The 26252-nt window shown below is 68.6% G+C and carries 20 protein-coding genes, 2 tRNA genes and 2 pseudogenes; 15 read left to right on the top strand and 9 right to left on the bottom strand.

What is annotated here, in order from left to right:
• Nucleotides 1-7 precede the first annotated feature (7 nt).
• The 5 genes and pseudogenes from QM624_RS03225 (at nucleotide 8) to purQ (ending at nucleotide 4303) form a co-directional block, all read left to right on the top strand.
• Nucleotides 8-859, top strand: a complete 852-nt coding sequence (locus QM624_RS03225) for a serine protein kinase RIO (RefSeq protein ID WP_415088681.1) — start codon at nucleotides 8-10, stop codon at nucleotides 857-859.
• A 301-nt stretch (nucleotides 860-1160) separates the two neighbouring features.
• Nucleotides 1161-2009, top strand: a pseudogene (locus tag QM624_RS03230) (phosphoribosylaminoimidazolesuccinocarboxamide synthase); the annotation flags it as partial.
• 112 nt (nucleotides 2010-2121) lie between these two features.
• Entirely contained in the window at nucleotides 2122-3237 is a 1116-nt protein-coding gene (locus tag QM624_RS03235; RefSeq protein WP_415088682.1) for an endonuclease/exonuclease/phosphatase family protein, read from the top strand.
• Nucleotides 3238-3380: 143 nt separating this feature from the next.
• Nucleotides 3381-3623, top strand: a pseudogene (purS, locus tag QM624_RS03240) (phosphoribosylformylglycinamidine synthase subunit PurS); the annotation flags it as partial.
• Nucleotides 3620-4303, top strand: coding sequence for a phosphoribosylformylglycinamidine synthase subunit PurQ (purQ, locus tag QM624_RS03245; RefSeq protein WP_415088683.1), 684 nt, complete (start codon nucleotides 3620-3622; stop codon nucleotides 4301-4303). The pseudogene purS and the gene purQ, both read left to right, overlap by 4 nt.
• Before the next feature lie 111 nt (nucleotides 4304-4414).
• On the opposite strand, the gene QM624_RS03250 is transcribed toward purQ, so the two are convergent.
• Nucleotides 4415-5335 carry an N-acetylglucosamine kinase gene (locus QM624_RS03250; RefSeq protein ID WP_415088684.1) on the bottom strand — a complete coding sequence of 307 codons (921 nt, stop codon included), beginning with the start codon at nucleotides 5333-5335 and terminating at the stop codon, nucleotides 4415-4417.
• A gap of 126 nt (nucleotides 5336-5461) precedes the next feature.
• Between QM624_RS03250 and purL the strand changes: the two genes are divergently transcribed.
• The 5 genes from purL to QM624_RS03275 all read left to right on the top strand — a co-directional run bounded on the left by purL (nucleotide 5462) and on the right by QM624_RS03275 (nucleotide 13046).
• Nucleotides 5462-7720 (top strand): phosphoribosylformylglycinamidine synthase subunit PurL, encoded by a 2259-nt coding sequence (purL, locus tag QM624_RS03255; protein WP_415088685.1) that lies wholly within the window; start codon nucleotides 5462-5464, stop codon nucleotides 7718-7720.
• 262 nt (nucleotides 7721-7982) lie between these two features.
• Nucleotides 7983-9929 carry a DUF4870 domain-containing protein gene (locus QM624_RS03260; protein ID WP_415088686.1) on the top strand — a complete coding sequence of 649 codons (1947 nt, stop codon included), beginning with the start codon at nucleotides 7983-7985 and terminating at the stop codon, nucleotides 9927-9929.
• Between the two features lie 222 nt (nucleotides 9930-10151).
• A complete protein-coding gene (gene purF / locus QM624_RS03265) occupies nucleotides 10152-11639 on the top strand; it encodes an amidophosphoribosyltransferase (RefSeq protein WP_415088688.1) in 1488 nt (495 codons plus the stop codon).
• Nucleotides 11636-12712 carry a phosphoribosylformylglycinamidine cyclo-ligase gene (purM, locus tag QM624_RS03270; protein ID WP_415088690.1) on the top strand — a complete coding sequence of 359 codons (1077 nt, stop codon included), beginning with the start codon at nucleotides 11636-11638 and terminating at the stop codon, nucleotides 12710-12712. The genes purF and purM overlap by 4 nt, the downstream gene beginning before the upstream one ends.
• Before the next feature lie 103 nt (nucleotides 12713-12815).
• Nucleotides 12816-13046: a DUF3073 domain-containing protein gene (locus QM624_RS03275; protein ID WP_298130719.1), complete on the top strand. Its 231-nt coding sequence runs from the start codon at nucleotides 12816-12818 to the stop codon at nucleotides 13044-13046.
• 222 nt (nucleotides 13047-13268) lie between these two features.
• On the opposite strand, the gene QM624_RS03280 is transcribed toward QM624_RS03275, so the two are convergent.
• The 3 genes from QM624_RS03280 to QM624_RS03290 form a co-directional block, all read right to left on the bottom strand.
• Nucleotides 13269-14777 (bottom strand): glycosyltransferase family 2 protein, encoded by a 1509-nt coding sequence (locus tag QM624_RS03280; RefSeq protein WP_415088691.1) that lies wholly within the window; start codon nucleotides 14775-14777, stop codon nucleotides 13269-13271.
• A gap of 147 nt (nucleotides 14778-14924) precedes the next feature.
• Nucleotides 14925-15548: a hypothetical protein gene (locus QM624_RS03285; protein ID WP_415088692.1), complete on the bottom strand. Its 624-nt coding sequence runs from the start codon at nucleotides 15546-15548 to the stop codon at nucleotides 14925-14927.
• An 88-nt stretch (nucleotides 15549-15636) separates the two neighbouring features.
• Entirely contained in the window at nucleotides 15637-16380 is a 744-nt protein-coding gene (locus QM624_RS03290) for a fructosamine kinase family protein (protein ID WP_415088694.1), read from the bottom strand.
• A 224-nt stretch (nucleotides 16381-16604) separates the two neighbouring features.
• Here QM624_RS03290 and QM624_RS03295 point away from each other — a divergent pair, with 224 nt between their 5' ends.
• The 5 genes from QM624_RS03295 (at nucleotide 16605) to QM624_RS03315 (ending at nucleotide 20673) form a co-directional block, all read left to right on the top strand.
• Nucleotides 16605-17300, top strand: a complete 696-nt coding sequence (locus tag QM624_RS03295; protein ID WP_415088696.1) for a FadR/GntR family transcriptional regulator — start codon at nucleotides 16605-16607, stop codon at nucleotides 17298-17300.
• Nucleotides 17301-17493: 193 nt separating this feature from the next.
• A complete protein-coding gene (locus tag QM624_RS03300) occupies nucleotides 17494-18180 on the top strand; it encodes a cyclase family protein (RefSeq protein WP_415088698.1) in 687 nt (228 codons plus the stop codon).
• A 259-nt stretch (nucleotides 18181-18439) separates the two neighbouring features.
• Complete coding sequence (locus tag QM624_RS03305) at nucleotides 18440-18871, top strand: hypothetical protein (RefSeq protein ID WP_298130733.1); 432 nt, start codon at nucleotides 18440-18442, stop codon at nucleotides 18869-18871.
• A gap of 174 nt (nucleotides 18872-19045) precedes the next feature.
• Complete coding sequence (locus QM624_RS03310; protein WP_415088700.1) at nucleotides 19046-20221, top strand: phosphotransferase; 1176 nt, start codon at nucleotides 19046-19048, stop codon at nucleotides 20219-20221.
• Nucleotides 20222-20307: 86 nt separating this feature from the next.
• Nucleotides 20308-20673, top strand: coding sequence for a hypothetical protein (locus tag QM624_RS03315; RefSeq protein WP_415088702.1), 366 nt, complete (start codon nucleotides 20308-20310; stop codon nucleotides 20671-20673).
• 166 nt (nucleotides 20674-20839) lie between these two features.
• Here QM624_RS03315 and QM624_RS03320 read toward each other — a convergent pair whose 3' ends face one another.
• The 5 genes from QM624_RS03320 to QM624_RS03340 form a co-directional block, all read right to left on the bottom strand.
• Entirely contained in the window at nucleotides 20840-21502 is a 663-nt protein-coding gene (locus QM624_RS03320; protein ID WP_415088704.1) for a response regulator transcription factor, read from the bottom strand.
• The gene (locus tag QM624_RS03325; RefSeq protein WP_415088706.1) at nucleotides 21499-23061 is read right to left on the bottom strand and encodes a sensor histidine kinase; all 1563 of its coding nucleotides are present in this window, start codon (nucleotides 23059-23061) and stop codon (nucleotides 21499-21501) included. Before QM624_RS03325 ends, QM624_RS03320 begins: the two co-directional genes overlap by 4 nt.
• 118 nt (nucleotides 23062-23179) lie before the next feature.
• Nucleotides 23180-23253, bottom strand: a tRNA-Phe gene (locus QM624_RS03330).
• Nucleotides 23254-23274: 21 nt separating this feature from the next.
• Nucleotides 23275-23348, bottom strand: a tRNA-Asp gene (locus QM624_RS03335).
• A gap of 125 nt (nucleotides 23349-23473) precedes the next feature.
• Complete coding sequence (locus QM624_RS03340) at nucleotides 23474-26221, bottom strand: AAA family ATPase (protein ID WP_415088708.1); 2748 nt, start codon at nucleotides 26219-26221, stop codon at nucleotides 23474-23476.
• Nucleotides 26222-26252 lie beyond the last annotated feature (31 nt).

The raw sequence follows: 26252 nt of genomic DNA on the forward strand, positions 1-26252 counted from the left end.
GAACCCGTTGTCACTCGACAATCCCGCAGCCTTCGATTGGGCTGCGCTGAGCTATACCGAAATATCCGAAGACCTCGGTGAGAACCAACGCTGGTCGACGTGGCGCAACGTCGACCGGTCCTCGCGCGGTCCCAAACCTCGTCCTGGCTGGCTGGTCACCTCGCAGGCGGCGCTCGACACGGAACTCGGCATCCTCAAGTCCGGCAAGGAGGCCGATGTCTTCCTGCTCGAACGTGCGGTGCCGCAGGCCGAGTCCTGCCTGCTCGCCGCCAAGCGGTACCGATCGTCCGACCACCGGCTGTTCCACCGGGCCAGCAGCTACACCGAGGGCCGGCGCGGACGCGACAGTCGCGAGAACCGGGCCGTCCGGCTCAAATCGCGTTTCGGTCGTGAAACCGAGGCCACCCGCTGGGCGCAGGCCGAGTTCGCCACCTTGAAGCGGCTGTGGGAGGGCGGCGTCCGGGTGCCGTACCCGGTGCAGATCGACGGCGGCGAGATCCTGATGGAGTTCATCGCCGAGGGGGACGCCGCGGCGCCCCGGCTCGCCCAGTGCGGCCCGTCGGCGGACCAGTTGCGCTGGCTGTGGCCGCAGGTGGTTGAGGCGATGATCCGGTTCGGCCGACTGCAGTTGGTGCACGGCGACCTCAGCCCGTTCAACGTGCTGGTGCGCGGTCTGGACGGCGCCGAACCCGAGTTGGTGATCATCGACGTGCCGCAGGTGCTCGACCTGGTCAGCAACCCCAACGGCTTCGGCTACCTGGAGCGGGACTGCCGCACCATGGCCGACTGGTTCGTCCGTAAGGGCCTCGACGTGGACGCCGGAGCCCTCCTCGCCGAGGTGGTGGGAGCCGCCTGGTAACCCGCCTCCCACCGGTCGCCCCACCGTCGGTCGGGGCTTGTCGAGACCCTCAGAAGGATCCCGACAAGCTCGATCGGCGGTGCGGGCGAAAGTTCGCACGCCGGGGGGCGGTTCTCTCGCGTTCGAATCTCGCACGCCGGGGGACGGTTCTTCGGCGTTCGAAATTCGCATGCGCAAGAACCGTCCCCGGAGGTGCGAATTTCGCACGTTCAAGAACCGTCCCCGGAAATGCGAATCTCGCACGTTCAAGAACCGTCCCCGAGGTGCGTGCGTCGATCGGTGCTTCCCTAGACTGAGCGGCGTGACCGACTTCGACCTGGACCTGCCGCTCATCCATGCCGGGAAGGTGCGTCGGCTCTACGCGATGCCCGACGGCACGATCCTGATGGTGGCAACGGACAACATCTCGGCCTTCGACCAGGTGCTGTCGACGCCCATCCCCGACAAGGGCGCGGTCCTGAACCAGCTGTCGCTGTGGTGGTTCGAGCAGCTCGCGGACGTGGTGGGCAACCACGTCGTCAGCACCGACGTCCCGGACGGCGTCCGCGGCCGGGCGGTGGTCGTCGAGCAGCTCGAGATGATCCCGGTGGAGTGTGTCGCGCGCGGCTACCTGACCGGATCGGGCTGGGCGGAATATCAGGCGTCCGGCACGGTGTGCGGCATCGAACTGCCCGCCGGCTTGGTGGACGGCTCGCGGCTGCCGCAGCCGATCTTCACCCCCGCGATCAAGGCACCGCTGGGCGAGCACGACGAGAACGTCGACTTCGCCACCATCGTCGACCTGCACGGCGCCGAACTCGCCGACCAGTTGCGCGAGCTCACCCTGGCGATCTACGCCCGCGCCGAAGGGATCGCCCGCGGTCGCGGCATCATCCTGGCCGACACCAAATTCGAGTTCGGACGCCGCGCCGACGGCTCCGTGGTGCTCGCCGACGAGGTGCTGACCCCCGACTCGTCCCGGTTCTGGGACGCCGAACTCTGGCAGCCCGGGGTGGCGCTGCCGTCCTTCGACAAGCAGTTCGTCCGGGACTGGCTGACCTACGAATCGGGCTGGGACAAGGCGTCCGACACCCCGGCGCCGCCCTTGCCGGACGAGGTCGTCGCCGCCACCCGGGCCAAGTACGTCGAGGCCTACGAGAAGCTCACCGGCCGCACCTTCGCCGGCTGAATCGCGAAGCAGTTACCTCTCGCGAACGAATAGCTTAAGATGCTGAATACAAGCTGAGAGTCAGCTTGGAAAATTCAGCAAAGGACAACCCCCCGTGTCCCGATCCCCCCGCCCCACCCCCTCCATCGGCTCGTCGACCCGTCGCCGCACCGCGATCCTCGCGCTCGGCCTGTCGCTGCCCCTGCTCAGCGTCTCCCCGGCCGCTGTTCAGGCGGTCGCCGACCCGCTCGCTCCCCAGGTCGCGGCCGTGCCCACCGCGTCCGGCACCGGCAACTCTCTTCGGGTGGCCAGCTTCAACGTGCGCTGCGCCAACTGTTCGATCACCATGCGGGTCAACAGTCGCGAGAAGAGATGGGAGACCCGCCGAGCCAAGGTGATCTCGCAGATCAAGGGCGAGAAGGTCGACGTCGTCGGCCTGCAGGAGGCCTCGCCCGGCGTGCTCAAGGGCATCAAGGCCAATATCTCCCAGTTCGAGGACCTCGCCAATCGCCTCGGCGGCGCCTACCGGCTCACCAACAACAAGCGCTACGGGTGCGCCAAGAGCAACAGCTACAAGAACTGCAAGAAGGTGAACAACGGCGCTGCGGCCGACGTCCGGATCATCTACAACAGCAGCCGGCTGAGCCTGCTCGACCAGGGTTCGAAGCAACTCGACAACGAGAAGGCCACCTCCGGGCCGCGGTTCGTGGCCTGGGCGATCTTCAAGGACCGCACCGACGGGCGCAAGTTCTTCGTCGCCAACGCCCACACCGAGCCCGGTCAGAGCAAGAAGACCCGCGCGCTGCGCAAGAAGCAGGCGGCGAAGATCATCGCCGAGATCAAGTCCAAGAACCGTAGCCGGCTGCCCGTGGTGATGCTCGGCGACTTCTCCGCGACCAAGCTGACCTCGGCCAACCAGGTCTACGACGCGATGATGAGGTCGGGCCTGGTGGTCGACCCGCTCGGCAACACGCACAAGATGAAGTCGACCAGCAAGGCCTCCGCCCAGAAGCTGATCAACATCAAGTACGACACCTTGAACAACTTCAAGTCCAAGCCGACCAGCCGCAAGAACTACGCGCTGGGCGCCCACATCGACTACATCCTGACCGCGAAGTCGATCAAGGTGCTGGAGTACAAGGTCGTCATGGACCTCAAGTCCAACGGCAGCTTCTCCGGCGTCATCCCGTCCGACCACAACATGGTGCGCGCGACCATCAGGCTGTCCTGACGCTCCAGCTGCCGGTCCACTCGACCGGCACGACGGCTCCTCACCCTCGGTGGGGAGCCGTTTCGGTTCTCCTCAGGACGAGGGCGCGACGGCCGCCGTGGAAGTGTCCGGACGCCGTCGCGCGCACCGATAGGCTGTGCCGCATGGCGCGCGTGATCGTGGATGTGATGCCCAAGCCCGAGATCCTGGATCCCCAGGGCAAGGCCGTCACCGGAGCCCTGAAGCGGCTCGGGTTCGATGGACTGACCGTCCGGCAGGGCAAGCGGTTTGAGGTCGACGTCGAGGGCGACCTCACCGACGAACGGCTCGACCAGGTGCGTGAAGCGGCCGAGAAGCTGCTCGCCAACACCGTGATCGAAGCCTTCGACGTCCGGGTCGAGCAGTGAGCCGGATCGGCGTCGTCACCTTTCCCGGTTCGCTCGACGACCACGACGCGCAACGCGCGGTGAAGCTGGCCGGCCACGAGCCGGTGGCGTTGTGGCACGCGCACGAGTCGCTGCAGGGCGTCGACGCGGTGATCCTGCCCGGCGGGTTCTCCTACGGCGACTACCTGCGTTGTGGGGCGATCGCCCGGTTCAGCCCGATCATGACCGAGGTCATCGCCGCGGCGAACCAGGGGCTGCCGGTGCTCGGCATCTGCAACGGCTTCCAGGTGCTGTGCGAATCGCATCTGCTGCCCGGCGCGCTGATCCGCAACGACGTCCGGACCTTCGTCTGCCGCGACCAGAAGCTGCGGGTCGAATCGGTCGACACCGTCTGGAGCTGCGCTTTCGACGCCGGCCAGGAGATCACCATCGTGCTGAAGAACGGCGAGGGCGGCTTCGTCGCCGACCCCGACACCATCGCCCGGCTCGAGGGTGAGAACCAGGTCGTCTTCCGCTACCTCGACGGCAACCCCAACGGCTCGATGAACGACATCGCCGGCATCACCAACGCCCGCGGCAACGTCGTCGGCCTGATGCCGCACCCCGAGCACAACATGGAGGAGCTCACCTCGCCGAGCCTGGACGGACGCGGCTTCTTCGCCTCGCTGGAGCGCTTCCTCTCCGCGGTCGTCACCGGCTGAGCCGGTCCCGCACCACTGCTGGTTGAGCGTGTCTGCGCCACCGCTGGTTGAGCTTGTCGAAACCTGATCTCGACAAGCTCGATCAACGGAGTTCGATCAACGCGGTCTCGATCAGCGGGACGCCCGATAGACCCTGCTGCTGAGCGGACCCTCGTCCAGATCTGCCAACAACGCCGCCCCGTTCAGTGCGTCCCCGCGGGGCTTGCTCAACTCGAACGACGGCCAGTTCATCGCCAGGAACTCGACGAACCGATCCTTGATCCGGTCCGACGCGAACGTCGTGCCGAGCGCACACACCACCGGCGGTTCGTGCCGTCCGAGTTCGACCCGATGCGCCGCCGCGATGACCGCCTCGCTGAGATGTGCCGCCGCCTTGTCCAGGATGTTCCGGGCCACCGGGTCGGCGGCCGCCGCCTCGTCGACCTTGGCCGCGTAGGACGCCACCCGCGCCACCCGGTCGGGATCGTTCTGCAGCTCCAGATAGGCGAGTTCGAGATCGTCGAAGTCGTCGGCGAACATCTCGGTCAGCACCGTCGACTGGCGGCGTCCGTCGTAGCCGCGCAGGGCCGCCTCGAGCGCGTTCCGGCCGATCCAGTACGCCGAGCCGGCGTCGCCGGCCAGCCAGCCCCAACCGTCCACCCGGGCCACCTCGTCGGCGCCGACGGCAAGGGTGACCACGCCGGTGTCGCAGGCGATCACTACGCCTTCCGCGTTGCCGAGTGCCCCGAGGTAGCTGGTGGTCGAGTGATGGGCCAGGGCGACCCGGTCGATCGAGGTGTCCCGCAACGCACCCAGCATCGATTCGGCGTCCGGACGATCCAGGCCGGGGGAGCCGCAGGCCAGGACGCCGGGCCGCGCGCCGCTGTCGTCCAGGATGGTGCGCACCCGCTCGGCGATCTGCGGCTCGACCGGACGGCCGGTGTCGATGCCGGCGCCGGAGCCACCCAGAAAGCCCGGGCCGCCGGAGATGCTCCAGGAAATACCGGTCTGCCCGCAGTCGATGGCCAGCACGCCGCTCGTTGAGTCGGACATCAGCCTCACCGCCCTCCCTCGGTTCGAATTCTAGGCCCGCGAGCACGGCGCCACGCCCGATACGTACCCAAACCTCGGCCTCGGGACACGCATCGGACGAGGTCGCCGAGACGGTAACTTGTGGGCGTGGTCGACACCGTGACGCATGCCGCCGAAACCCCCGATCTCGAGCAGCCCTGGGCCGCTCTGGGCCTGAAGGAGAACGAGTACCTGGAGATCCGACAGATCCTCGGACGCCGGCCGACCTCGTGCGAGCTGGCCATGTACTCGGTGATGTGGTCCGAGCATTGCTCGTACAAGTCGTCCAAGGTGCACCTGAAGAAGTTCGGTGAACTCGGCCGGGACACCCCGCGCGGCAAGCTGCTGGCCGGCATCGGCGAGCAGGCCGGTGTGGTCGACATCGGCGGCGACTGGGCGGTCACCTTCAAGATCGAGTCGCACAACCACCCCTCCTACGTGGAGCCCTACCAGGGTGCGGCCACCGGGGTGGGCGGCATCGTCCGCGACATCCTGGCCATGGGCGCCCGGCCGATCGGCGTGATGGACCCGCTTCGCTTCGGCCCGCTGGACGCCCCCGACACCGCGCGGGTGCTGCCCGGGATCGTCGCCGGCGTCGGCGGCTACGGCAACTGCCTGGGCCTGCCCAACATCGGCGGCGAGCTGGTCTTCGACCCGACCTACTACGGAAACCCCCTGGTCAACGCGCTGTGCGTGGGGGTGCTCAAGCACGACGACCTGCATCTGGCGTTCGCCCGCGGCACCGGCAACAAGGTGATCCTGTACGGCGCGGCGACCGGCGGCGACGGCATCGGCGGTGCGTCCATTCTGGCGTCCGAGACCTTCGACGCGGACGGCCCGGCGAAGCGGCCCAGCGTGCAGGTCGGCGACCCGTTCATGGAGAAGCTGCTGATCGAATGCACGCTGGAGCTGTTCGCCGAGAACCTGATCTCGGGCATCCAGGATCTGGGGGCGGCCGGGCTGTCCTGTGCCACGTCCGAACTGGCCAGTGCCGGCGACGGCGGCATGCACGTCAACCTGAACACGGTGCCGCTGCGCGACCACACGCTGGCCCCCGAAGAGGTCCTGATGAGCGAATCGCAGGAGCGGATGATGGCGGTCGTCGAGCCGCACCACGTCGACCGCTTCCTCGAGATCTGCGCCAAGTGGGACGTGCTGGCCACCGTGATCGGTGAGGTTACCGACGGTGACCGGCTGCTGATCGAATGGGACGGCGAGGTCGTCGTCGACGTCGACCCGGCCACCGTCGCCCACGAGGGCCCGGTCTACGAGCGGCCCTACGCCCGTCCGGACTGGATCGACGCGCTCAACGCCGACACCGCCGAGACGCTGCCCCGGGCGCGATCCGGTGAGGAGCTGGCCGACACCGTGCTGCGGCTGGCCGGTTCGCCGCACCTGTGCGACAAGTCCTGGGTGACCGACCAGTACGACCGCTACGTGCGGGGCAACTCGGTGCTGGCTCAGCCCGAGGACGGCGGCATGCTGCGGATCGACGAGGAGACCGGTCTCGGCATCGCGCTGGCCACCGACTGCAACGGCCGGTTCGCCTACCTCAACCCGTACCTGGGTGCGCAGCTCGCCCTGTGCGAGGCCTACCGGAACGTGGCCGTCACCGGCGCCGAACCGGTCGCCATCACCGACTGCCTGAACTTCGGTTCGCCCGAGGACCCGTCGGTGATGTGGCAGTTCTCCGAGGCGATCCTCGGCCTGGTGGACGGCTGCAAGGCGCTGGGCACCCCGGTCACCGGCGGCAACGTCTCCTTCTACAACCAGACCGGCGAGACCAACATCCTGCCCACCCCGGTGGTCGGTGTGCTGGGCGTGATCGACGACGTCGCCGACCGGACCAACCTCGGCTTCGCCCACGCCGGCGACGCCGTCTTCCTGCTCGGCGAGACCGGTGAGCACCTTTCCGGCAGCACCTGGGCGAACGTGATCCACGACGGGCACCTGGGCGGCATGCCGCCGCTGCCCGACTTCGACCACGAGCAGCGGCTGGCCACGGTGCTGGTGGCCGCGGCCAAGGCCCGGCTGTTGAGCTCGGCGCACGACCTGGCCGACGGTGGCCTCTCCCAGGCGCTGGTGGAGTCCTGCCTGCGCCGCGGGCTGGGCGTTGCCATCACCCTCCCGGACGGCGACCCGACCGTGCAGCTGTTCGCCGAGAGCCCCGGACGCGCGATCGTTTCGCTGCCGGCCTCGTCGGCGACCGAGTTCGCGGCGCTGTGCGTCGAGCACGAGATCCCGCTGCAGCGCCTCGGTGAGGTCACCGAACTGGCCGAGTTCGAGGTCGTCGGCCAGTTCGCCCTGCCGCTGGACGAGATCCGTTCCCGCTGGGAAGCCCCGCTGCGCGAGGCGATGGCCCACTGACGACTTCCGCTGGGCCACCGCTGGTCGAGCTTGTCGAGACCCCTTCTCGCGCCCGCCAGAGATCCCGGCGTTGCGCAGGGATGACGGGGTGACGCGTCATTCCGGGCTCCGACCCGGAATCTCGGTCTCTCCGCACCGTCGGGAGATCACGGTGTTCACCGGGTGGGCTCCGGGTTGACCCTGCTGTCTGAGGGACGAGGGTGCGCAAGAATGGAGCGGTCCAGGCACTCAAGCCAGCCATCGTGAGGACAGTGATCAGGCAATGACCCAGAATCCGTGGGAGCGCCCCGTCGAGCGCGAGCAGTCAGACCCAGCGGACGTCCCGCCGGGATGGGGGACGGAATCCCAGCCATCGTCGGGTTGGGAGGCACAGCAACCCCAGCAGGCGCCGACGCCCACCGAGTCGGACGCGCCTGTCGAGGCAGCATTCGTCCCCGATGCCGGCGGTGCCGACGAGGCCCCTCGTGAGGTGGTCGAGGCCGAACTCGTCGAGTCCGACGCCTCCGACGCGGCCGCACCCGCCGACGAGACGCCGGTCGACGCCGAGGTGGCCGAGGAAGTGAGCGACTCGGAGACCCAGGACTCCTGGAACTCGACCGAGTCGGCCGACACGGTGAGCGCCGAGCCTGTGGACGCAACCGACGAGCAGACCCCGTCCGAGCCTGTGGATGCCGAGTTCGTCACGCCGTCCGAGTCTGCGGGCTTCCACACCGAGGCCGCTGAGCCGGCCTGGTCCGAGCCTGAAGCCGCCGCGGATGTCACTGACCCGGCACCGTCCGAACCAGCGGAAGTTGCTGCGGACGTGAATGATCCCGCCTCGTCCGAGGCGGCGAACGACGAGTCCACCGAGGCTGAGCCCGTCGAAGCGGAGGTCGTCGCCGACGAGCCGGCGCCGGCGAACGGCCCGGATCTCGACCTGGGCCAGGACCAGCCGGACGCGCCGGTCGGCACCGATTTCGACTCCGCCGCCGCCGACCGTCCCACGGCCGCCCAGCCGTCCGCCGGTGGGTCCCCGCTCGATCTGCCGGGCAGCCTGCCGACGTCGGCACCTGGTGCCTTCGATCTCGGGACGCCGCCCCCGGGCGCCGATGCCGGGCCGTTCGGGTTCGGCTCGACCACCCCGCAGCCCAGCCAGTACGGCCAGGGTGGATACGGACAGACCCCCTATCCTGCCGCGACGCCTCCGGCCGCCGGCCAGGGTGACTACGGCCAACCGGCGGCGTACGGCGGCTACGGCCAGCCTGCTTCGCAATACGGTCAAACCTCGGGGTACGGGCAGCCCGCGTCCCAGTACGGCCAGTCGGGCAGTGCGCCGTCGGCTCAGTCGGCCCCCTACGGTGGCTACGGCCAGCCGGGTGGCCAGCCCGCGGCTACCACGCCCTATTCGGGTTACGGGCAACCCGCCGGTGGCTACGGACAACCCGGTGGCTACGGCCAGCCGGGTGCGGCGCCGTCGGCCCAGTCCGGTGGTTACGGTCAGCCGTCCTATGGCCAACCGGGTGCCGCACCGTCGGTGTCATCGGGTGCTCAGGCCCCGTCGGAACAGGGTGGTTACGGCCAGCCAGGCTATGGACAGTCCGGCTACGGCCAGTCGGGCAGTGCGCCGTCGGCGCCGTCCGCCTCCTCGTACGGGCAGGCCGGCGGCTACGGCTCAACGGGACAGCCCCAGGCCGCCTACGGGCAGCAGACGCCGTCCGGTTACGGCCAGACCCAGCCGCCCTATGCCGATCCGCAGCAGTCGCCCTACGGGCAGCAGAGCCCGTTCGGCCAGCCCGGCTCCTACGGTCAACAGCAGTCCTACGGTCAGCAGCCGCCGTACGGCTACGGGCAACAGCCCGGCTACGGCATGCAGCCCTACGGCGCGAGCCAGAGCGACGAGAAGTTCTGGGCACCCGCGGCGCACTGGTCCGGGCCAGTCGCGGCCCTGATCACCGCCGGCGTCCTGGGTTGGATCGCGCCACTGCTGATCATGAACACGAAGGGCCGGACCAGCCCCCGCATCCGGGCCGCGGCGGTCGAGGCGCTGAACTTCCAGATCACCATCGCGATCGGCTTCATCATCAGCTACATCCTGACCGGCGTGGTGATCGGGACGTTCCTGTGGCCGCTGGTGGGGTTGGCCAGCCTGATCTTCTCGATCATGGGCGCGGTGTCGGAGAACCAGGGACGGCCGTACAAGTACCCGTTCTCGATCAAGGTCATCAAGTAGCACCACCGCTCACAGGGCCCGCCGACCCGGCGGGCCCTGTGGCGTCCGTACGGAGATCCCGGGGCGAGCCCGGGATGACGAGCCGGCCCTGCCACAGCGACCAACCCTGGCCCCGTCATCCCGGTGGACGCCGGGATCTTCTGCCCAGCCACGGCCGTCCCAATCGCCCGCGATTCCCGGGCGGGGTCGGGAGGCCGCGGCGTCCACGCTAGAGTGAACGCCGTGCTTCGTCCGGATGGTCGCCTCACTCACGATCTAGATCCCCAGGACAAGGGACCCCAGGACGCCTGCGGGGTCTTCGGTGTGTGGGCTCCGGGCGAGGAGGTCGCAAAACTCAGCTACTTCGGGTTGTTCGCGCTGCAACACCGCGGCCAGGAGTCCGCCGGTGTCTCGGTGAGCAACGGCGAACGGATCATGGTGTTCAAGGACATGGGCCTGGTGTCCCAGGTGTTCGACGAACCCACCCTGAACTCGCTGCACGGCCACCTGGCGATTGGGCAGTGCCGCTATTCGACCACCGGTGCGAGCGTGTGGAGCAACGCGCAGCCGACCTTCCGGGCCACCGCGTCCGGCGGTCTCGCGCTGGCGCACAACGGCAACCTGACCAACACCGACGAGCTGGAGCGCTGGCTCAAGGAGCGCGACGCCTCCCAGGAGGTGCCGCACAAGGATCGGATGGACTCCACCAGCGACACCGCGCTGGTGACCGCGATCATGGCCACCTATTCCGATCTGGGCGTACATGGGGCCGCGCTGAAGGTGCTGCCCCGATTGCGCGGCGCCTTCTGCTTCGTGTTCATGGACGAGCACGCGATGTATGCCGCCCGCGACCCGCAGGGCATCCGTCCCCTGGTGCTCGGACGCCTGGCGAACGGCTGGGTGGTCTCCAGCGAGACCGCCGGCCTGGACATCGTCGGCGCCACCTTCATCCGTGAGGTCGAGCCGGGCGAGTTGATCACCATCGACGAGGGCGGCCTGCGGTCCACCCGTTTCGCGGCCGCCGACCCCAAGGGCTGCCTGTTCGAGTACGTCTACCTGGCCCGTCCGGACACCCTGATCAGCAACCGCCGGGTGCATTCGGTGCGGGTTGAGATCGGCCGCACTCTGGCGCTGGAGGCCCCGGCGGACGCCGACCTGGTCATCCCGACGCCCGAGTCGGGCATTCCGGCTGCGATCGGCTACGCGGACGCGTCCGGCATTCCGTACGGGCTCGGGCTGACCCGCAACGCCTACGTGGGCCGCACCTTCATCCAGCCGTCGCAGACCATCCGCCAGCTCGGCATCCGGCTCAAGCTGAACCCGATCCGCGACGTGATCGAGGGCAAGCGGCTGGTGGTCGTCGACGACTCGATCGTTCGCGGCAATACCCAGCGGGCGCTGGTGAAGATGCTGCGCGAGGCCGGTGCCGCCGAGGTGCACGTCCGGATCTCGTCGCCGCCGGTGCAGTGGCCGTGCTTCTACGGCATCGACTTCGCCACCCGCGCCGAACTGATCGCGCCCGGGCTGAGCACCGAGGAGATCTGCCGTTCGATCGGCGCTGACTCGCTCGGCTACATCAGCCTCGAGGGCCTGGTGGCCTCCACCGGTTTGCAGAAGAAGACCTTGTGCCGGGCCTGTTTCGACGGTGAGTACCCGGTTGAGGTGCCGGCCGGACGGGCCGAGAAGATGCGGCTGGAGCAGACTCCGGCAGAGCGGGGGAGGACCACGTGAGCGGACCGGACCGGACGACCTCGGCGTACGCCGCGGCGGGTGTCGACATCGAGGCCGGTGACCGCGCCGTGGAGCTGATGAAGGCCCACGTGGTCGCCACCCGGCGTCCGGAGGTGCTCGGTGGCCTGGGCGGCTTCGCCGGCTTCTTCGACGCGTCCGCGCTGAAGGGCTACGACCACCCGGTGCTGGCCACCTCCACCGACGGTGTGGGCACCAAGGTCGCCATCGCGCAGGCGCTGGACATCCACGACACCATCGGCTGGGACCTGATCGGCATGCTGGTCGACGACCTGGTGGTCACCGGTGCCGAGCCGCTGTTCGTCACCGACTACATCGCCTGCGGCAAGGTGGTGCCCGAGCGGATAGCCGGCATCGTCAAGGGCATCGCGCAGGCCTGCGCGGCCGCCGGCGCGGCGCTGCTGGGCGGCGAGACCGCCGAACACCCGGGCCTGCTGCACCCCGACGAGTACGACATCGCCGGCGCCACCACCGGCGTCGTGGAGCGGGACAAGATCCTCGGCCCCGACCGCGTCCGCGCGGGTGACGTGGTGCTGGCGCTGGCGGCGTCCGGGCTGCACTCCAACGGGTACTCGCTGGTCCGCAAGGTGCTGCTGACCGACGCCGGCTGGTCGCTGGACCGCCACGTCGACGATTTCGGCCGCACCCTCGGCGAGGAACTGCTCACCCCCACCCGGGTATATGCCAAGGACATCCTGGCGCTGGTCGAGGGCTGCGAGGTGCATGCGATCAGCCACATCACCGGCGGCGGACTGGCCAACAACCTGGTCCGGGTGCTGCCGGACGGCATCGCGGCCCGGCTCGACCGGGCCAGTTGGACGCCGGCCCCGGTCTTCGCCACGGTGCAGCAGGTGGGCGGAATCGCGCAGCCCGACATCGAGGCCACGCTCAACATGGGCGTCGGCATGGCCGTGGTGCTGCCGCAGGCGTCGGTGGACGCCGCCCAGGCCCTGCTGGAGGCCCGCGGAGTGCCCTCCTGGGTGCTCGGCGAGACCCGAGCGGGGGCCGGAGCGCCCGCCTCGGTCGAGCTGATCGGGAACCATCCCGCGCAGTGAGGCCAGCTTTCCTGGCTTGGGGTCTTTGGGTACCCTGTGCTCACGACACATTTTGACGAATGAAGCGGCATTGCCGCTGTGACCTGCGAGGGGGCTGACCCATATGGGGCGCGGCCGTGCCAAAGCGAAGCAAACACGAGTTGCTCGCGATCTCAAATACCGTTCGTACGACACCGACTTCGCGTCTCTTGAGCGCGAACTACGCGGTGACCACTACAGCGACCCGGTCGAGGACGATGTAGCGGAAGATGACGACGACGAGGACGATCCCTACGCAGAGCTGGCGACTCGCTACGCCGACTCCGACGACGGCGACGGTCGCCGCTTCGGCTGATCCCGGCCCGGCACCCGCCGCCGGCCCCTCGGACCGCTAAACCCCTCCCTAACTATCTCTGCCCTCCCGCATGTGGGAGGGCCCAGGTAGTTAGGGAGGGCCTTGTCGGGTGGGTCGCTCGGTGAACGGGGTCGGACGCCTGGTGCGACGATCTCCTCAACTCACTCCAATGCCGAACACCCGGCCCGCGGGTGCGGACCGGGTGTTGCTGGTGGTGTGTGATCAGACCTTGTAGCCGTGCTGGCGACGGATCAGCTTGGCGAACATCACGATCGTCTGGGCGATGGTCACCACGTAGAGGACCGGCCAGCCGAGCCACAGGATCGAGCTCTGGATCAGGGTGGGCAGCTGGAACCAGGTCCAGCCCAGGACGACGAAGGACACACCCAGGACGATCAGCGGAACCAGGTGGCTGTTGCCCGAGCCGCGCTCGGCCTTGGCCTGCTCGGCCCAGTTGTCGGTCTGCACCTTGGACAGGAACTTCACCCAGGCCCGGACGAAGTGCCCGGCGCGCAGCCACATGTAGATCTCGGCGCCGATGCCGCTGGCGGCGAACACCATGTCCTTCCAGGTGCGCTCCTTCATGCTCATCGCGATCCGGACGTTGAGCAGGATCGCCACGGCCGGCGGGATCAGCCACCAGGGCGAGAACACGAAGGCGTTGATCGACAGCGCCGCGGCGAGCAGCAGCATGAACGCCACCCGGGTGAAGATGTTGGTCGCCATCCCGAAGTTCTCCGCCCAGCGCAGCCGCAGGTTCGGGTGGAACGGCTGGCCCTTGGTGTCGCCCCGCTGGCCCGGCCACATCAGGTCGATGGCGCCGTAGTTCCACTTGACCTGCTGGCCGTCCAGGGCGCGCAGGGTGGTCATGCCGCCCACGGACGCCCGGGCCCGGGCCGAGATCTTGGTCAGGTAGCCGGCGGACTTGATCTGCAGGCTGAGCAGGCTGTCCTCGACCTCGGAGTCGTTGACCCACGGGGTGGCCTGGTGGTTGTCGGCCATCACCTCGCGCAACGCCTTCATCGAGAAGATCGAGCACTGGCCGCCGAGCACCGCCATGTTCCGGCCGCGCAGCATGTTCTGCATGTTGAAGGCGGCGAACTGGGCGCGCTGGCCGGCGATCAGCAGCGGCGCCACCAGGCCGCGGAAGCCGTTGTCGTCGATGGTGTAGATGGCCGAGATGCCGCCGATCCGCGAGTCGGAGAGGATCTCCTCCTCGAGCCGGGCGACGCAGTCCTTGGCCAGGGTGGTGTCGCCGTCCACGCCGAGCAGGTAGTCGGCGTCCGGGATCAGCGAGTAGCCGTAGTTCAGCGCGCCGACCTTCTTGTCCGGGTTCTCGCCGATGTCGTGCACGAAGATCTCGGTGGTCTGGCGGGCCTTCTCGCCCTTCTGCCGCTTCTTCGCCGTCCGCGGGCCGGCGAACTTGGCCGCCAGCTCGAAGGTCTCGTCCGAGGTGTTGTTGACGATCACGTGGATCTGGTCGGGCAGCCGGGTCTGCTTGAGCAGCGACCGCAGCACCGCCTCGATGGTCTCGGCCTCGTTGTAGGCCGGAATGATGCAGCCGATGACCGGGCGGTAGGTCGGCAGGGCGTCGATCTCCGCGAAGTGCTGGCGGACGTAGCGTGACAGGCCGAGCCCGTCCTGCTCGGCCGTCGCGTCGTCGTTGCTGACGGTCGCGGTGCGGTGCAGGGCGATCTGACGGGGGTCTGTCTCGAACTGAATGGTGCTCATCTTTTCTCACTCCTTGGTGGGGTCGAGAAAAGACTGATCCGTCAACCATGAGGCTTCCCCTGGTGCCGGTGGGCCTCCAATCAAGAGATTCTCAAGAGTCGGATCCACCATTTCTTGAGGTTGCCTACACGTGGTTCTCGCGTCGATTCAGGGGGTCGCCTGCGGGCTGGAACCGGTGACCAGAGGGACTTCGAGAGTGTCCGAGGTGGCCTGCCGCAGAAAGGCGTCCGACTTCGGTTCGGACTGGATCAGCAACTCGTAGGTGAGGGTGATCTTCAGCGCGGTGCTGCCGGCGGGCGCGGCCGGCAGGGTGAGCACCTGCTGATACGAGTTGGGCTTGCTGATCAGATAGCCGGGGGCGACGGACGCCACATCGTCGGCGGCGTCGAGCACGTGGGGCGTTCCGTCGGCGCCGGTCGCGACGGTCGCCACCCGGACGGCGCTGAGGAAGACCTGCTGGCCCTTCGCTCCGCCCTGCAAGGTGCCTGACACCACGATGTTCAGCGGTTTCGGCAGCTCAGGCGTCCATTGGGCGAGGTCGAGCGTCGACCAGTAGTTGACCTCCAGCTTGGCTGCGCCGGCGGTCAGGCTGCGCTTCAGAGAGCCGCGGGCCAGATCGTTGCTGGCCGACGGTGCCGGGGTGGCGGACACCGTGACGGTGGGGGTGGGGGAGGTGCTGGCCTGCCAGGGTGGGGTGCCGCAGCCGGCGGCGGCGAGTGCCAGGCCCAGGGCTGCCCCGGCGGTCGCCATTCGTCCTCGACGTGAATTCATGGGCTGAAGTCAATCAGTATCGCCAGAGTTTCGCCGCACCATTTCGAATGGTTGTCGAGGTGCGGCTCCCAGCCGATATTTAGCGCGGCTAGGAATAGCGTCGAGCGGCGTCCACGGCCTGGGCGCGGTACCCACCGCCGAACAGCTCCGCATGCACCAATAGCGGGTGCAATTGATGCAATCCGATCAACTCGTCCCAGCCGTCGGGAAGCTGGTCGGACGCCTCCGCGTAGGCGGCGTGGATGCGGGCCAGGTGCGGGGTGCCGAACAGTGCCAGCATCGCCAGATCGGTGAGCCGGTGACCGCCGTGCGCCGCCGGATCGATCAGCACCACACCATCGGGCGACCACAACACGTTCCCCGACCACAGGTCGCCGTGGATCCGGGCCGGCGGGGCGTCGTCGTCGAAGTATCCGAACGCCAGCCGCTCGAGCACCCGGTCCAGCGCCGGGTCGGCGATGCCTGCCCGGCGGGCGTGGAACAGCAGTCGATCCTCGGCGTACCAGGCGCCCCAGGACGCCGGCGCCACGGTGCGCAGTGGCAGCGGGGCGTCCCCGATCCAGCCGACGCCAGGACCGTCGTCCGGGCCGACGCCGAAGAAGGCAGCGCCGGCGTCGTGGGTCGCGGCGAGGCGGCGTCCGAACTCCTCGGCGGCGGCGAGGGTGGGGCTGCCGGTCGGCACCCGATCGATAGTGAGCGACGTCCGCGTCACGGCATGGACGCCGGCGACCGGGACGCCGTCCGGCACGCTCAGCCAGCGCAGGCCCGCGGCCTCGGCGGCGAAGAAGCCCGCGGGGGCGTCCGGACGCGTCTTGACGTAGGTATGCGGCATGCCACGAGCCTACGGAGGCGAGGACCCCTCCGCCGGTCGAGCTTGTCGAGACCCCTACCGGTAGGGCGCTCGCTGAGTGGTTTCGACAAGCTCAACCAGCGGTGGGTTGCGTTGGTCGAGCTTGTCGAGACCCTTATCGGATAAGCGTTGTCGACTAGGCTCCCGAGAAGCGAGTGGATTGCCTACTCCACTCAATCCGAGACGATCCGAGAAGCGGGGTGGCCATGGGGCGCGAATCGCTGGTCGACCAGCTGATCTCGGAACTCCTCGACGACGTCGTGGCCGGACGCCTCGTCCCCGGCGAGCCGCTGCCGGCCGAGGCCGAACTGGCCACCCGGTTCGACGTGAACCGGCTGACGATCCGGGAAGCGATCCGCAAGCTGCAGGCGCAGGGCATCGTCCGCACCGTGCCGGGACGACGCAGCGAACTCAATCCGGTGGGGCGCTGGACCGACATCGGCGCCGCGCTGCAGGTGGCCGAGGAGCAGATCGGACGGGCCGACTCGTCGATCCAGCTGCTGCAGTTGCGCCGGATGATCGAAACCGGGGCCTGCGCGCTCGCCGCGACCCGGATGGGGCCCGACGACCTGGACCAGATGGAGCGGGAACTGGAGGGCATGCGGGCCGCCTCGGTGGCCAACGACGTGGAGGCGTTCGTGGTGCACGACATCGCTTTCCACGACGTCATCCTGGATTCCTGCGGCAACCGTTTCGTCCGCACCCTGTTCGACCCGCTGCAGGCGCTGCTGAAGCAGCGTCGCACCGACACGTCCCGGGTTCCGGCGGTGCAGGAGCATGCGATCGAGATGCACAACGCCGTCCTCGACGCGTTGCGCACCCAGGACGCCGACCTGGCGGCCGCCGCGATGGCGGCACATATGGACCAGACCGAGCGTGACCTGATCCGCTACGTGCTCTGACCCCGCCCGCGCCCGCTCCGGCAGGGGTCTCGACAAGCTCGACCAACGGTGATCGTCGATGACCTCTTGACGGCTGCGCCATCCATGACGGAAGATCAGATGTCTGATACCCGATATGTTCATCGATGAGCGAAGGTCAGGCGTCGCGCATCCTTGATCCGACAACGAACAACCCATATGCGAAGGAGCAGCAGTGTTCGTCCATCTCTCACACATCCTCGATCCGAAGGACAACGCCTACCCGGGCGAGCCGGTGGTCACCTTCGAGCCCGACTCGGTCATCGGTAAGGACGGCAAGCCGTTCAACTCGGCGATGATCCACCTGCCCAACCACTTCGGCACCCATATGGACGCCCCGCACCACTTCAACCCCGACGGCATCGACATGATCGACCTGCCCGACGACATCTGGGGCTACGAGGGCGACGAGGTACTGGTCATCGACCTGCCTGCGAAGAACAAGCCGAAGTCGGTGATCGAGGTCTCCGACGTCGAGCCCTACGCCGAGCAACTGCAGGGCAAGCGGCTGGTGCTGTTCCGCACCGGTTTCGAGGCGAACAAATTCAGCGACCCGCACACCTACGAGCACGACGGCCTGTCCTTCCACCCGGACACCTGCCGCTGGCTGGTCGAGAACACCGACAAGGTGCAGTGCATCGGCATGGACTGGCTCTCGATCGCCAGCCCGTCCAACGGCTACGGCAAGGACGCCCACCAGTGGCTGCTGGGCAACCACGTCGATCGCTACATCGTCGGCATCGAAGACATGACGCTGGCGCCGCTGGGTGACAAGAAGATCGAGTTCATCACCCTGGGCCCGCTCCGGGTCCGGGGCGTGGACGGCGCCCAGGTCAACGTGATGGCGAAGCTCGCCGACTGACCCCCTGCTGACCGCCGATCTGGCCGGCTCGCTGCTGCGAGCCGGCCATTTCGCTGTCTCTGGCCATCGTTGGTCGAGCTTGTCGAGACCCGGTCAACCCGCTTTCGACAAGCCCAATCGGTGCGGCTGATCGAGATCCCGGCATTCGCCCGGGATGACGTAGGAGCTCAGATGAGGTGGTTCTCATCATCGTCTCCGCGACTGCTCACAACCGCTTGGTTCAGTAGTGGGCAAGCCAGAGGAGAGGAACGACATCATGATGAGGATTCAGAAGACCACCACCGCTTGGGTGGCCACCGGAGCGCTCGGACTGAGCGTGATGGCCAGTGCGGCCTACGCTTTCGCCGGCCAGGAGAGCTCCGCGCTGCCCACCGAGCAGAGCATCGCGGCGTCCGCCGTCGCCGGCGAGCAGGTCACCACCACCGGGGCGCACGAGGCCGCTCCGAAGGCATTCACGGCGCCGTCCACCGCGACCGCGAACACCCCCGCCTCGCCGCGCACCGCGAACACGGCGAAGACCCCGGCGTCGCCGCGCACCGCCGTGTCGGCGAAGTCCCCGGTCTCCCCGAAGTCTCCGGTGTCGGCCAAGTCGCCGGTATCGCCGAAGTCTCCGGTGTCGGCGAAGTCCCCGGTGTCCCCGCGGACCCCGAATTCACCGAAGAGCGCCCCCTCGGCGCGCAGCAACGACTGACGCGTTGAGCGGTGCCGCCCACAGCGGGTGGACAGATGCCCCGGCACGAGTCAGGAGGAGGCTCGTGCCGGGGCATCGGCGTGTTCGGGGGTCGTGCGTGCGGAACGCACCTTCCGGCGATATGCCCGGCCGCCGGCATCCGGCATGCTTGGGGAGAGTTCGAGGAGGGCACGGGTGACGATCGACCGGGCAATGGCGCTGATGACCTCGCCGGAGGCGGGTTCGGTGCTGCAGCTGGCACTGACCGGCGACCCCGCCGTCGAACTCCCCGGCTTCCGGTTCGAACTCGACCGTGTGCACCATCGTCCCGGTGCCGACGTGAGCGCCATCTACCAGATCTGGTACGACCTGCCGTCGGCGCAGACCCCGACCGAGGAGTGGCTCGGCCTGACCACCGTCGAGGTGACCGACGGTGTGGCCACGCTGGTCCACAACGACCTGGTGTTGCGTGCCTGGCGGCATCCCGCGGACCCGCGGCTGCCAGGGCTTCCCGCGGCCTGCGACACCGACACCGTCGCCGCGTGGCTGGGTGCCCCGGTCGAGTTGGAGATGCTGGCCTACCGTCCGCTGCGCCGGGCCGTGCTCGCCGCCCGCGGTGAACGGCCCGCCTTCGTGAAGGTGCTGCGGCCCGGCAAGTCGACCGGCCTGGCGCAGCGTCAGCAGTTGCTGCACGACGCCGGCATCGCCCCCGCCGTCCTCGCCGAGCCGGTACCGGGCGTGGTGGTCAGTGCCGCGGCGGAGGGCATCTCGCTGGCGCAGGCGCTGGTGGCCTGGCCCGATCATCCCGACCAGCTGCCGTCGGCGGCGTCCCTGACGGCGCTGCTGGACGCGCTGCCGGCGCAGACCGTCCGGTTCCCTCGTCGTGACTCCTGGAGCGATCGGATCGACTTCCACGCCGCCGGTGCGGCGGCCGTCCTGCCCGACCAGGCGGACGAGATCCACGCCCTGGCCGGCGAGATCAGCAGGCTGCTGGCGCTGGCGCCGTCCGGACCGCTGGTGCCCACCCACGGCGACTACTACGAGGCGAACATCTTCACCCGCGAGGGGCGGGCCAGTTCGGTGATCGATCTGGATTCGTTGGGCCCCGGACGCCGCGACGACGACCTGGCCTGCCTGCTCGGCCACGTCTCGGTGCTGCCGAACCTCTCCCCGGAGCACTACCCGCGGGTGGCCGAGATCGTCGAGACCTGGCGTGCCGAGTTCGAACGCACGGTGCATCCGGCCTCGCTGCGCGCTCGGACCGGCGCCGTCATTCTCAGCCTGGTCTCGGGTGCCGACGTGCCCACGGCGCTGGCCAGGCTCGACCTGGCCCGTGCCTGGCTGGTGCGGGCCCGCCAGGCGCTGAGCTGAGGCTCAGCCAGTCGCCGCGGCCTTGATGAGAACTCTCTCATCGGCCGCTCCCACCCGGTTCATCGACCGCTGATGAGCTGGCTGACATGGATGCTCCGACTCGTGCCGGACGATGGCTGGTCAGTGGTGCTCTCGGCCTCGCCGTGCTGGGCGCCGGTGGTTGCGCCACCGAGGCCCAGCCCGACATCAAGCAGGCCGGGCCCGCGGTCGTGGTGAACGCCGGTGTCGACGTCGGACCGGTGCGGCCGCCCGTGGCGGTCGCGCCCGGTGCCAAGGGTGCCGGGGCCATCCAGGGCAAGGGGACGGACACCGGCACAACCACCACGAAGGCTGAGCCCGACGGTCAGGCCAAGAAGGTTCCGGCCGCCAAGCCCCGTCCGCTCAACGATTCGCCGGCCAGCCCCAAGTCGCCGCTGTCGGCCCGCTCCCCGCGGTCCGCGAACACGCCCTGAGGATGCACGGAATCAAAGCCCATCTATCGTCATCCCGGACTTGATCCGGGATCTCTCCCGCCTGAGATCCCGGGCCTGAGATCCCGGGTCGGAACCCGGGATGACGTGAATGATCAGCGCTTCTCCGAGTCTGCCGAGGAGGCGACCTTGGTCTGCGTGAGCGACCTCACACCAGCCGGTAGCCCATGCCGCGGACCGTCTCGAACCGTTCGGCACCCAGCTTGCGTCGCAGATAACGCACATAGACGTCCACCACGTTCGAGCCGGGGTCGAAGTCGTAGCCCCACACGCTGGAGAGCAGTTGCTCGCGGCTCAGCACCTGCCCGGGGTTGGTCAGGAAGGCCTCGGCGAGGGTGAACTCGCGGGCCGACAGATCGACCTCGCGGCCGGCGACGGTGGCCCGCCGGGTGCGCAGGTCGAGGCTCAGATCACGATGGGTCAGGGTCGTCGCGGACGCCGCCGTGGCCGGGTCGGGCCGCAACCGCAGCCGCACCCGGGCCAGCAACTCCTCGAAACTGAACGGCTTCGCCATGTAGTCGTCGGCGCCACCCTCCAGGCCGGCGACGGTGTCGGTCACCGACGAGCGGGCGGTGAGCATGATCACCGGCACCCCGACACCTTGGCCGCGCAGCCGGTTCAGCACCTCGAAGCCGTCGATGTCGGGCAGGCCGACGTCGAGGATGACCAGGTCGAAGTCGTCCGACACCGCGAGCTGGGCGCCGATGATGCCGCTGCTCTCGATGTGGGTGCTGTAGCCGGCGGCGCGCAGCCCCTTGGCCACGAAGGCGGCGATGCGGGGTTCGTCCTCGATGATCAGGATCTGGCTCACGGGGCTGCCTCCAGGGCGGGAGTGGCGGATTGCAGGGGGACGACCAAGGCGATGGTGCTGCCCTGGCCGGGGGTTGACTCGATGTCGACCCGGCCGCTGTGACCGGTGACGATCTTGTCGACGATGGCGAGCCCGAGTCCGGCGCCGTCGGCGCGCAGCGGGGCGTTGGCGCCGCGTCCGAAGCGGGCCAGCACCAGTTCGCGTTCCTCGGGCGAGATGCCGACGCCCTGATCGCGGACCCACAGCCACAGTTCGCTGTCGCGCACCGCGCTGCCGAGCGCGATCGGGGTGTCGTCGGGGGAGTACTTGACCGCGTTGGACGCCAGCTGCAGCCAGGCCTGGGTGACCCGCTGCGGGTCGAGAACCGCCTCGACGTCGGCCAGTTCGTCGAGCAGCCAGCGTCGGGGGGCCAGGCCGCGCGCCTTCTCCAGGGTCTCGTCGGTGAGGCGTCCGATGTCGGTCGGCTGGGGCTGGATGAAGTCGCTGCGTTCCGCCTTGGCCAGGGTGAGCAGGTCGTCGACCAGGCGGCCCATCCGGTCCAGCTCGTCCAGGGCCAGCGCCCGGGTGGTGCGGACGTCGTCGGCATCGTCGGCGTCCATCAGCTCCAGGTGGCCGCGGACGATGGTCACCGGTGTCCGCAGTTCGTGACCGACGTCGTCCAGCAGTTGTCGCTGGCTGCCCATGGCGGCGTTCAGCCGGTCGAGCATGGCGTTGACCGTGCGGGTGAGCGCCGACAGGTCGTCGTTGCCGTGCACCGGGATGCGGCGGCTCAGGTCGTGTTCGGTGATGTCCTCGGCGGTGGTGCGCAGCAGCCGGATCGGCTGCAGCAGGCGTCCGACCAGTAGCCAGATCAGAAAGCCGACCATGGCCAGCGACCCCACCGCGACCAGGGCGTAGGTGAAGTAGGTGGCACGCAGCATGGCGAACTCGGCGCGCATGTCGAAGGTCTGCACCAGCGCGCCGCTCTGGTTGGGGAAGCGGACCGGGGTGACGGCGTAGAAGTAGTCGGCCATCGGGGTGGCCAGCCGGCCACGGGTGACGTGGTCGAGTTCGCTCAGCGGCACGACTGTGTTCACGAACTCGGGATCCTGTTCGGGCCGGAAGGTGACCCCTTCAGGGGCTGTCCACACCACCTTGCCGTTGACGATACCGAGTTCGCTCTCGTTGGCCGCCAGCACCTGGCTCTGCATGGCGACCCGGATCAGGTCGGTGGGGCTGGCGAACGGACGCCCGGTGGTCGGGTCGATACCCGGGGCGCAGTTGGCGCTCTGCCCGCAGGCGAGCACCCGGAACTCGTCGACCGCCCGCTCCAGGTAGCCCTCGACGCGACGCTCGGCCATGGCGCGTTCGAGGCTATAGGCGGTCAAGCCGGCGATGGTCAGCGCCAACGTCGTGAGCGCCAGGACGGCGGCGATGACGCGGGCGCGAACGGTCACCGGACGCGGGAACCGGTCGATCAGGCCCGGGAACCGGGCGCGGAGCCCAGCGAATCGCCCGGTGAACAGCCGGCCTCGTCCGAGGCGACGCTGTGCCGGCACCGATCGCGTCGCAGAGGCCATGCCTCATTGTGGCAAGGCGTCCGGAGTTGTTGGGTGAGCGAGCGGTGAGAGAGTTCTCATTGCCGCACTGAATCGCTGAACTGAAAAACGCCCCGGGTTTCCCCGGGGCGTCTCGATGTGGCCAGGACCGGGATCGAACCGGTGACCTTTCACTTTTCAGGCGAACGCTGCTACCAGCTGAGCTACCTGGCCCCTGAGTGATGACCACTCAAGCGACCCCGACGGGACTCGAACCCGCGACCTCCGCCGTGACAGGGCGGCGCGCTAACCAACTGCGCCACGGGGCCTTTACAGGCCTCACCGGTCGTTCCCGACCGGCTCCGAAACTATAACAGCCCCTAGCGGTGGCGTGGAAATCGGCAGGTGCTGGTGGCCCCCGACTCGACGGAGCGTACGGATGAAGTGAGGTTCGTCAGGGCGCGGCGGGCAGCGCTCGGAGTGCGGGCTGATCATGTGGGGCGAGCACATGCGCGAGCTGTTCGCGGGAGGTGATGCCCAGCTTTCGGAAGGCCGAGTACAGATGTGCGCCTATGGTGCGCGGGGAGAGGAAGAGCTGCTCGGCGATCTCCCGGTTGCTGAAGCCCGAGGCGGCGAGCGAACTGATGCGCAGCTCCTGGGGTGTGAGGACATGCCTCCCTGAGGGCCGTGCGTCGGGTAGCCGCTCCCCGCTCGCCCGAAGTTCTTCACGACACCACGCCGCCCAGATCGGTGCTGGAAATGACTCGAACGCGTCGAGAGCGATCCGCAGGTGGCGTCGAGCGTCATCGACTCGGCGGGCGCGTCGCAGCTTCGAGCCGAGGTTCAGATGAGCCCGGGCGTGAAAGAGGGGGACCGGGAGCGGGTGGTTGATCAACCGCTCTGCAAGCTCATCGAGCGTCGATTCGTCGGCGAGCATGATCTTCGCAAGTCCGAGCGCGCCCTCGATCGACGCAACCTGCCACCCGTCGGTCAGTTCGGTCACCAGCCTGACCTGCTCCTGCGCGGACGCAAGATCGCCCGTCGATGCCGCCGCTTCCACTAAGTCGGGCAGCGAGATGATGCGGAACATGGGTTTGTAGGCGGGATCGCTGGGATCGGTGAGCCGGAGGAGGGCTGGTAACGCGTCTCGCGGGCGACCGGCGGCGAGAGCGGCCCGTCCCTGCGCCACGACGAGTGTGGCCTGGAGGTCTCGTGTCTCCAGTGTGTGCGGGGCGACGCGTGATGCCCTCACGATCGCCTCCTTGTCCGGAGGCACCCCGTCGATGGCGTCGTACCACGCGTGCGCGGCTCGCGCCGCGGCCGCGAGGGTGTGGTCGTTGAGGTCCGCCGCCATCGTGAGGCACTCGTCGATGAGGGCTCGTCCCTCGGCGAACGCACCCAGGAGGTGACACTCCCAGGACAGACCCATCAGGGCGTGGGGAAGGAGCGCCGTGTCGCCGCGCCTGCGCAGCCCGGTGGCCGATCGGCGGAGGTAGTCGGCTGACAGCTCGACGTCTCCGCTCAGGTTGAGTGCGTAGCCCAGACACCACTGCGTCTCGGGGTCGCCCGGGCTGCCCTCGGGCAGAAGCCGAATGTGTTCCACGATCTCCGGAGCGCGCGCCGACGGCTCGATCACGGCCGAAAGAAGGAGCATTCGAGGGTCGTTCCGGTCGAGGTCGAAGTTGCGTGCCGCGGCCGAGAACTGCTCGCTGGGATGCACGTCGGTCGCGTGATCCCAGACGCTGGATGCCAGCTGAAGTAGTGCTCTCAACGCCTCATTCGTTTGGCCGGTTCGGCACATGGCGTCGATCGCGTGGAGCGCGGGACCGAAGTCTCCGCGCTCCAGAGCGGACTGCCCGGTCGGAAGCATCTCGCGAATCCACAATGCTCGGGCTCGAGCCCCGAGGTCCTGGAGTTCCACGTCGGCACGGCGAAGCAGGTCATCGGCGACGTCGAATGCGCCCGCATGCCGAGCGGCGTCCGCCGCGCGCACCAGACGGTCGCCTCGTAGGTCAGCGTCCACCGTGAGGTCTGCTGCCCGACGCAACGCGGCGGTGGCACGGGCGGAATCGCCAACAGCCAGGTTCGCGCCGGCCCGCCGATCGAGTTGGTCCGCCAGGTCGGGCTCCGCGGCGGTGGCGAGTTCTGCTCGCCACCAGACGGTGCGTTCCGGATCGTCGACGACATGGACAAGGGCACGCATGATCATCGACCGCTCGGCGAGACTGCTGGCGCTTGCCACCGCCGAACGCACCAGAGGATGCCGAAAACGGATCTGGCCCAGATCGTGCTCGATCAGGCCCACTTCGATGGCCGGTACCAGCCACTCATGCTCGGGTTCGCCGCCAAGCGCGCGAGAGACCGCGGAGGTCGCCTCATGGATCGACTCCCGTCCATTGAGCGCAGCTGCGAGGACCGTGAGTCGTGCCGGCTGCGGCAACTCTCGATAGCGGCCGGCGAAGGCCCGTTCCAGCCGACTCGTGACCGGAAAGAGGTCTGGATCCTCGGAGACCACATCGGATGCGGAGAGTTCAACCAGGGCGAGTGGGTTGCCGGCGGCCAGGTTGAGCAGGATCCGTCGTACGGCTCCCGCGGGCCGATCCGGACGGTTGTCAAGGATCAGGTTCGCCTCGATGAAGCTCAGCGGCGACAGTTCCAGTCTTCTGACCCCCTCGGCTTCCCACTGCTGCCCGCTTCTCATGGTCATGACCATCAGGATCGGATCGGATGCGATGCGGCGCGCGACGATCATCAGCGCCGACCTCGACGCCGGGTCGAACCAATGGAGGTCCTCGACGATGATCAGCACGGGCCGATCCTCGGCCTGGTCTGAAAGCAGGGTCAGGGTCGCCAACCCAGCGAGGAACGGCGTGGGCGGAGCGCCTGGCTGGACGCCGAATGCGGTGCGCAACGCATCGCGCTGCGGCTGCGGCAGTTCGGATACCTGATGGAGGAAGGGCTGCAGCAGTAGGTGCAACCCCGAGTAGGGTGCGAGCGACTCGGTGGGCGTTCCCGAAGCCCGCAGCACGACCATGTCCGGCCCTGAGACGCTCCGCACGAACTGCTCGATCAGAGCCGTCTTACCGACGCCGGGGGCGCCCTCCACCACGATCGCTGACCCGTGCTCGCCGAGTTGCGTGCGCAAGTCGGCGAGCAGCGACAGCTCCTGTCGCCGCCCGACGAACACGTTCTGCGACGGCACCTCGCGATTATCGCATCGCCACTAGGTACAG

The organism is Micropruina sp., from assembly GCF_047606365.1.
GTDB lineage: Bacteria > Actinomycetota > Actinomycetes > Propionibacteriales > Propionibacteriaceae > Micropruina.

Bases quoted from the DNA above. Each gene is read 5' to 3' on its own strand.
- QM624_RS03250 (WP_415088684.1), bottom strand. From the start codon at position 5,335: ATGTCCGACTCAACGAGCGGCGTGCTGGCCATCGACTGCGGGCAGACC.
- QM624_RS03260 (WP_415088686.1), top strand. From the start codon at position 7,983: ATGACCCAGAATCCGTGGGAGCGCCCCGTCGAGCGCGAGCAGTCAGAC.
- QM624_RS03275 (WP_298130719.1), top strand. From the start codon at position 12,816: ATGGGGCGCGGCCGTGCCAAAGCGAAGCAAACACGAGTTGCTCGCGAT.
- QM624_RS03280 (WP_415088691.1), bottom strand. From the start codon at position 14,777: ATGAGCACCATTCAGTTCGAGACAGACCCCCGTCAGATCGCCCTGCAC.
- QM624_RS03285 (WP_415088692.1), bottom strand. From the start codon at position 15,548: ATGAATTCACGTCGAGGACGAATGGCGACCGCCGGGGCAGCCCTGGGC.
- QM624_RS03290 (WP_415088694.1), bottom strand. From the start codon at position 16,380: ATGCCGCATACCTACGTCAAGACGCGTCCGGACGCCCCCGCGGGCTTC.
- QM624_RS03295 (WP_415088696.1), top strand. From the start codon at position 16,605: ATGGGGCGCGAATCGCTGGTCGACCAGCTGATCTCGGAACTCCTCGAC.
- QM624_RS03305 (WP_298130733.1), top strand. From the start codon at position 18,440: ATGAGGATTCAGAAGACCACCACCGCTTGGGTGGCCACCGGAGCGCTC.
- QM624_RS03315 (WP_415088702.1), top strand. From the start codon at position 20,308: ATGGATGCTCCGACTCGTGCCGGACGATGGCTGGTCAGTGGTGCTCTC.
- QM624_RS03325 (WP_415088706.1), bottom strand. From the start codon at position 23,061: ATGGCCTCTGCGACGCGATCGGTGCCGGCACAGCGTCGCCTCGGACGA.